Here is a 7,180-nt window from a genome sequence, read left to right as displayed (position 1 = left end):
GGGGGGGCCAGTTGGGGGGGGGGGGGGGGGCGGGGTGTGGGGGTCGCACGCGGGGGGGGCGGGGGCCGGGCGGCGGACCCGGGATGCGGAGCGCCCCCCGCGGCAGGTTGAACCTACGTCCAGGGCGGCGTGATGGGTATCGCATTGATGCCCGCTGTGCCGTCCGCGGGGCTCACCCGTGCACAAGTGAGTCCGGAAGGCCCGACTTGCCCCTGGGCAGTGCGGGCTGATCCAGGTCACCCACGGCGAGATGGGCCAGGACGACCTCGTACAGGTCGCTGCCGCCGGCTAGGAGCTGGCGTTCGAGCACGGGTTCCGCGCTGCGGACGTGCTCGCGGACGGTCTGGGCGTGGACGCCGAGGGTGTGCGCGGCGCGCTCGGCGTTGGCGCCCTCGGCGATCCAGGCGCGCACGGTGCGGCGCAGGTCCCGGGTGTCGTGGCCGAGGCGGGCGAGGAGGTCCTGCGCCCAGGTGCGCATGCCGGGCCCGGAGAGCAGGTCGCGCAGCGAGACGCGGGGCGTGGGCGGGGTGCCGGTGCCGGCCGGGGTGTCGGCCAGGCCCACCTGGATGTTGAGCGCCAGGTGGACCACGGCGCGGGCGGTGAGGTCGGTGAAGTCCGCCTTCAGCAGGGCCTCCACGCGTTCCATGCGGGCGCGGACGGTGTTGCGGCTGACGCCGAGGACCTTGGCCGCGCTGACGGCGGTGAACTCCAGGCCCAGCCGGGTCGTGGCGAGCAGTTCGGCGCGGGTGTGGTGCGGCAGCGTGTCGAGCGGGCGCAGCAGCCGGGCCGTCCAGCACTGCAGTGCCACCGGGTCGATGAGGCGCTCGGGGTGGGTGCGTTCGGCGTAGACGGCGGCCTTGTCGGGGCTGAAGTGCGCGACGGCGAGGGCGCTGACGGCCTGTCCGTACGCGGTGGCGGTGCGGGCGAGGCTCTGCCGGGCGCTGCCGCCGATGAACGTGCGCGGGCGCGGGCCGATGAGCGCGCGCAGTTCCCGGGCCTCGGCCTCGCCGGGTGTCACGACGATCACGTGCTCGTCCACCGCCGGGCAGAGCACCACCAGTGCCCGCTCGCCGGTCGCGTCGATGCACTCGTCGGCGAGCCGGTCGCGGTCCTGGACGGTGCCCTCGACGACATGGACGCAGGCGGTGTCCGTGTCGAGCAGGCCGGGCCACAGGCCTGCGGCGACGCGGCGCGCGGAGACGGTGTCCTCCACCATCAGCAACTGCAGGATGGCCAGCCGCAGATCGGACGTCGCCTGTTCGAGCCGGCGTCCGGCGGCGGTCGTCTCGCCGGCCCTGAGCAGGAGCTCGATCACCTGGACGGTGTGCATGACGATGTCGGAGGCACGCCGGTCGAACGGGGTGTCACGGGACACCGCGAGGACGCCCGCCGACGAGGAGCCCGGGTACTCCACGCCGACCAGCCGCAGATGACGGTCCTGCCCCTCCCAGGCGGCGGAGGCGATTCGGCCGGCGGCGACGGCGGCGACCAGGTGACCGTCCATGGGCGGACGCGTGCCGGCGAGGAGCGCACCTCTGTCGTCCTGCAGCGCGACGGTGCCCCGCACGGTCTCCGCGAGCCAGGCGACGACCCGGCGGACGTCCCGCCCGGTCGGCCGCAGATGATCCAGCAGTTCCCGCGTCCACACCGAGTCCTCGGCACTGCCCGCCCCCGCCCGACGAACCCCGTCCTCTCCGCCAGCCATGTCGGCCTTCACCTCGTCCTGCATTTATCCACGACGTACCGGTCGGGGACGTTACCTCACCCCCGGGCGACGGCACGCCGACGTGCGCACCGGGTCCGGGTTCCCAGCCTCGCGGCGCTCATCCCCACGGCTCAGGGATCGCGGCCGTGAGGGCGGGTGGCGGGGGTGGCACGTCCGTTGACACATCGTCATGACGGTACGCCCGCCAGCGCGCGGTACGCCCGCCACCGAACGCGCTGTACGCCCGCCACCGAACGGTCGCCGCCCGGGCGTGCGCGGCCCCCGGCCGTTCAGGGCATAGGCTCGGCGAATGGCGAAGTACTTCGACGTGCACCCCGACAACCCGCAGGCGCGCACCATCGCGCAGGTCGCCGAGAGCATCCGGTCCGGTGCGCTCATCGCGTATCCGACGGACTCCTGTTATGCGCTGGGCTGCCGGCTGGGCAGCCGTGACGGCATCGAGCGGATCCGGACCATTCGCCGCCTGGACGACCGGCATCACTTCACTCTCGTGTGTCAGGACTTCGCGCAGCTGGGCCAGTTCGTGCGGGTCGACAACGACGTGTTCCGGGCGGTCAAGGCGTCGACGCCGGGCAGTTACACCTTCATCCTGCCGGCGACGCGGGAGGTGCCACGCATGCTGCAGCACCCGAAGAAGAAGACGGTGGGCGTGCGCATCCCCGACCATGTGGTGACGCAGTCGCTGCTGGCCGAGCTCGGGGAGCCGTTGCTGTCGAGCACGCTGCTGCTGCCCGACGAGGAGGAGCCGATGACGCAGGGCTGGGAGATCAAGGACCGGCTCGACCATGTGCTGGACGCCGTGGTCGACTCCGGGGACTGCGGCACCGAGCCGACGACGGTGATCGACTTCTCGTCCGGCGAGGCGGAGATCGTACGGAAGGGAGCGGGCGACACCTCCCGGTTCGAGTAAAGCCGCCGCCAAGCGGGAGGGGGTGCCGCGCAGCCGTTCGGATGGTGCGTGCAACCATGCCTGCGGCCCGGTTCCGCCGGGGCCGGCGACCCGTTCGCCGAGGACTGCGCAGAGAGGCACCCCCATGACCTCCGTACAGACGACAGACGTGGACGTCCCCACCGAGGACGGCGTGGCGGACGCCTACTTGACCCATCCGGGCGACGGACTTCCCCGGCCCGGCGTCCTCCTCTACCAGGACGCCTTCGGGCTCCGTCCCCATCTGCGGTCGATGGCCGACCGGCTCGCCGGGGCCGGTTACACGGTGCTCGTGCCGAACGTCTTCTACCGTCACGGCCGCAGCCCGGTCTTCGAGCTGCCCGAGTTCATCGACCCGGCCGCGCGGCCGCAGCTGTGGGAGAAGATCGGCCCGGTGATGCAGTCGCTGACGCCCGAGCTCGCGATGCGGGACGCCGGTGCCTATCTGCGCTGGATGGCCGAGCGGCCCGAGGTCGCCGACGGTCCGGTCGCGCTCACCGGCTACTGCATGGGCGCGGCGCTCGCCCTGCGCACCGCCGGTACCTACCCGGACCGGGTGGCCGCCGCGGCCGGTTTCCACGGTGGACGGCTGGCGACCGACGCGCCGGACAGCCCGCACCTGGTCGCCGAACACATCACCGCGGAGCTGTACTTCGCGCATGCCGACGCGGACCAGTCGATGCCTCCCGAGCAGATGGAACTCCTCGACGCCGCGCTGACCGCGGCCGGGGTCCGCCACCGGTCCGAGGTCTACGAGGGCGCCCACCACGGTTACACCCAGGCCGACACCGCCGTGTACGACGAGGCCGCGGCCGAACGGCACTGGGCGGCGCTGCTCGATCTGCTGAAGCGGACGTTCTGACAGCACCGTGCCGGTGGCGCGGCGGCCCGGGGCGGGGCCGGGTGCGGGGTTATCGTCGGCGGCGTGGACGGTGATCGGCGAGGGTGGCGGGCGTGTCTGCTCAGCGGGGCGGTGTTCGCCGTGTGCATGGCCGGCACCACCCTGCCGACCCCTCTCTACCCCCTCTACCAGGAGAAGTTCGGGTTCTCCGAGCTGACGGTGACCGTCGTGTACGCCGTCTACGCCTTCGGGGTCATCGGCGTACTGCTGCTGATGGGCAACGCCTCGGACGCCGTGGGCAGGCGGGCGGTGCTGCTGTGCGGTCTGGGGTGCGCGGCGGCCAGCGCCGTGTGCTTCCTCGGCGCCACCGGGCTGGGGTGGCTGTATGCGGGGCGGCTGCTGTCGGGCCTGTCCGCGGGGTTGTTCACCGGCGCCGCCACCGCGTATGTGATGGAGCTGGCGCCGTCCGGCGGTGCCTCCCGGGCCACGTTCGTGGCGACGGCCGCCAACATGGGCGGGCTGGGCTGCGGTCCGCTGCTCGCCGGGGTGCTCGCGCAGTACGCCCCCTGGCCGCTGTACCTGCCGTTCGCCGTGCACCTGGTCCTGGTGGCCGCCTCGGCCGCCGTCCTGCTGCGGCTTGCGGAGACGGTGCGGGAGCGGGTGCCGCTGAGCAGCGTACGGCCGCGGCGCCCCGGTCTGCCCGCGCCCGTACGGGCGGTGTTCGGGCCCGCGGCGATCGCCTCGTTCGTGGGGTTCGCGCTGTTCGGGGTGTTCACCTCGGTCAGCCCGGAGTTCCTCGCCGATTCCCTGGACGTGACCAATCATGCCGTGAGCGGACTGGTCGTCGCGCTGGCCTTCTTCGCCTCGACCGCCGGGCAACTGGCGGTCGGCCGGGTCGGGGTGGGGCGCTCACTGCCGCTGGGCTGCGCCGGGCTCCTCGCCGGGCTGGCGCTGCTCGCGGGGGCGCTGCGATGGGATCTGATGGCGCTGGTGGTGCTCAGTGCCGTCGTCGGAGGGGGCGGGCAGGGGCTGGCGTTTCGCGGGGCGCTGGCCGCGGTGGCCGGGGCGTCTCCGGCGGACCGGCGTGCGGCGGTGATCTCGACGCTGTTCGTGGTGGCCTACGCGGGCATTTCGGTGCCGGTGATCGGTGTGGGGATGCTGTCGGGCCGGATCGGCCTGGAGAACGCGGGGCTGGTGTTCATCGCGTGCATGGCCGTCCTGGTCTCGACCGCGGCGGCCTATCTGCTGCGGAGGCCGGTGCCGGCGAACGCGTAAGCGGGTGAGCGCGTGAGCCAGTGAGGAGACGGCGGCCCGGTCGTCCCCGCCGCTCTCACTTTCGTCCAAGCGTCGTCGATCTTTGTCCATCGACTGATCCGCCACCGGGGATGAGGGTGGGTCCATGAAGGAAGGTGGACTCTTCGCGCTGGCCCTCGGCGGTTTCGGCATCGGACTGACCGAGTTCCTGATCGCCGGTCTGCTGCCGCAGGTGGCGTCGAGTTTCGCGGTGTCCGAGGCAGCCGCGGGCCGGCTGATCTCCGGGTACGCGCTGAGTGTGGCGGTGGGGGCGATCGTGCTGACGGCGGCCACGGCGCGGCTGCCCCGCAAGGGTGTCCTGGTCGGTCTGGTGGCGTTGTTCGTCATCGGCAACCTGTTGTCGGCTCTCGCGCCGAGCTATGCGGTGATGCTGCTGGGGCGGGTCGTCGCGGCGTTGTGCCACGGCTCGTTCTTCGGCATCGGCTCCCTGGTCGCCCGCGCCCTGGTCGCACCGGAGCGGAAGTCCCGCGCGGTGGCCGTCATGTTCGCCGGTCTGACGGTCGCGAACGTGCTGGGCGTGCCGTTCGGCGCACTGGTCGGAGAGCGCTGGGGCTGGCGGGCCGCGTTCTGGGCGGTCACCGCGATCGGTGTGCTGGCGCTGGCGGGCATCGTCGCCCTGGTCCCCGGCGGGGCGGGGAGTCCGGGCTCGCCTCCGCCCGCGGATCCGTCGGCCCCGGTACCGCCCAGCGGCCTGCGGGCCCAGGTCCGTGCCTTCCGGTCCGGGCAGGTCTGGCTGACCCTGGCGGCCACGGCGCTCGGCTACGGCGGGATGTTCGGCGCGTTCAGCTACTTGGCGTACACGTTCACCGAGGTCGGCGGCTTCTCCTCCGGGGATGTCGCCTGGCTGCTCATGGTGTACGGCGTCGGCCTGGTCGTCGGGAACCTGATCGGTGGGCGGGCCGCCGACCATGACCGTGACCGGGCGCTGGTCCTCTCCCTGCTGGGCCTCACCGTCACGCTGGTGGTGTTCGGTCTGCTGGCCGCCAGCGCCGTCGCCTCGGTGGTTCTCGTGTTTCTGACGGGCCTGTTCGGGTTCGCCGGTGTGCCCGGCCTGATCACTCGCGTCACCGACTTCGCCCAGGGAGCGGCACTGGCCGCGAGCGCGAACGTGTCCGCGTCCAACATCGGCAACGCCCTCGGCGCCTGGCTCGGCGGCCTGGCCATCACGGCGGGCCTCGGCTACAGGGCGCCGCTCTACGTCGGCGCCGGGACCGTGCTGGCCGCCGTCGTCATCATGGTCATCGCCTCGAACCAGGTCAGGGCATCGGGCCGGCGGACCGGCCGGCCTTGCTGACACCCTCCCGGTCGGCGGGTCGCGAGGTCCGGGATGCGGGGCCACCGGCTGCGGGTGAGGCTGGTGCCATGTCCGCGCGCAAGAGCACTCGGGACGGCCAGGACCCCGATGTGGAGGCGGTGCTCGACGAGCTCTATGTCACCCCTCCGGCCCAATTCGTCTCCCGCCGTGCGGAGATGGCGCTCGCGGCCAAGACGGCAGGCCGGGGCGAGGACGCCCGCCGCATCCGTGCCGCCCGCCGCCCCACCCTGGCGGCCTGGGCGGCGAACCTGCTGCTGCGTTCCCGGCCTGTGGAGAGCGGCCGGCTGCTGGAACTGGGGCCGGTGCTGCGGGAGGCGTACCGCACGCTCGACGCCTCCGGCATCAGCGAGCTGTCGGAGCAGCGGCGGCGTATGGTCTCGGCGCTGTCCCGGCAGGCCGCGCAGCTCGCCCTTGAGTCCGGGCACAGGCTGTCGGCGTCCGTACTGCAGGACGTCGAGTCCACCCTGCGCGCCGTGCTGGCCGATCCGGAGGCCGCCGACCTGTGGGCCACCGGCCGCCTGGAGGGCGCACTCACCCCGCCGTCGGAGTTTCCCGCCGGCGCCGAACGGTCCGTCGGCACTGCGCCGAAAGCGACCCGTACGGCGACTCCCCCGCCCTCGGCGCGCCCCCGGACGAAGGACGAACTCGCCGAACGGCGCCGCCAACGCGAGGAGCGGCTCGACCAGGCCCGGAAAGCGGCCGAAGAAGCCGCGCAGCGGCTGCAGGACAGACGGGCCGAACAGGCCGCTGCCGACGTCGGTTTGCGGCAGGCCCGTGACCGGCACGACAAGGCCCGGCAGCAGGTGTCGGCTGCCGAGCAGCACCTGCAACAGGCCCGGGAAGAGCTCCGGCAGGCCGACCACGGACAACGGGAGGCCGAGAAACAAGGCCGGGCGACCGCTGCCGCACTGACCCGGGCGGAGCGGGAAGCACACGAGGCCGAACAGACGGTGAAGCGCCTGAACCCACGACGGCGTTAGCCGACCCCTCTGGATGCGGACGTACGGTCCGCAGGTCGACGGGCCCGGGATGCGACTGCCCGACGGGTACGGGCGG

General features: G+C 73.1%; 6 protein-coding genes. 5 read left to right on the top strand and 1 reads right to left on the bottom strand.

Annotation, left to right across the window (positions count from 1 at the left end):
- Positions 1 to 172: 172 nt before the first annotated feature.
- Positions 173 to 1,705: a helix-turn-helix domain-containing protein gene (locus ACFWYS_RS24795; RefSeq protein ID WP_384772890.1), complete on the bottom strand. Its 1,533-nt coding sequence runs from the start codon at positions 1,703 to 1,705 to the stop codon at positions 173 to 175.
- A gap of 310 nt (positions 1,706 to 2,015) precedes the next feature.
- On the opposite strand from ACFWYS_RS24795, the gene ACFWYS_RS24790 reads away from it, so the two are divergent.
- From ACFWYS_RS24790 to ACFWYS_RS24770, 5 genes are all read left to right on the top strand, one after another.
- Complete coding sequence (locus ACFWYS_RS24790) at positions 2,016 to 2,636, top strand: L-threonylcarbamoyladenylate synthase (protein ID WP_384772887.1); 621 nt, start codon at positions 2,016 to 2,018, stop codon at positions 2,634 to 2,636.
- 124 nt (positions 2,637 to 2,760) lie between these two features.
- On the top strand, positions 2,761 to 3,516 hold the full coding sequence (locus tag ACFWYS_RS24785) for a dienelactone hydrolase family protein (protein WP_384772884.1): 756 nt from the start codon (positions 2,761 to 2,763) through the stop codon (positions 3,514 to 3,516).
- Between the two features lie 63 nt (positions 3,517 to 3,579).
- Positions 3,580 to 4,770 (top strand): MFS transporter, encoded by a 1,191-nt coding sequence (locus tag ACFWYS_RS24780; protein WP_384772881.1) that lies wholly within the window; start codon positions 3,580 to 3,582, stop codon positions 4,768 to 4,770.
- 124 nt (positions 4,771 to 4,894) lie between these two features.
- Positions 4,895 to 6,103, top strand: a complete 1,209-nt coding sequence (locus ACFWYS_RS24775) for an MFS transporter (RefSeq protein ID WP_384772878.1) — start codon at positions 4,895 to 4,897, stop codon at positions 6,101 to 6,103.
- A 68-nt stretch (positions 6,104 to 6,171) separates the two neighbouring features.
- The gene (locus ACFWYS_RS24770; protein ID WP_384772875.1) at positions 6,172 to 7,104 is read left to right on the top strand and encodes a hypothetical protein; all 933 of its coding nucleotides are present in this window, start codon (positions 6,172 to 6,174) and stop codon (positions 7,102 to 7,104) included.
- Positions 7,105 to 7,180 lie beyond the last annotated feature (76 nt).

The sequence above is a fragment of the Streptomyces sp. NPDC059010 genome (genome assembly GCF_042740355.1).
Classification (GTDB): domain Bacteria; phylum Actinomycetota; class Actinomycetes; order Streptomycetales; family Streptomycetaceae; genus Streptomyces.
Note: the sequence above shows the minus strand (reverse complement) of the source record. Positions and strands in the feature narration are given on the sequence as shown.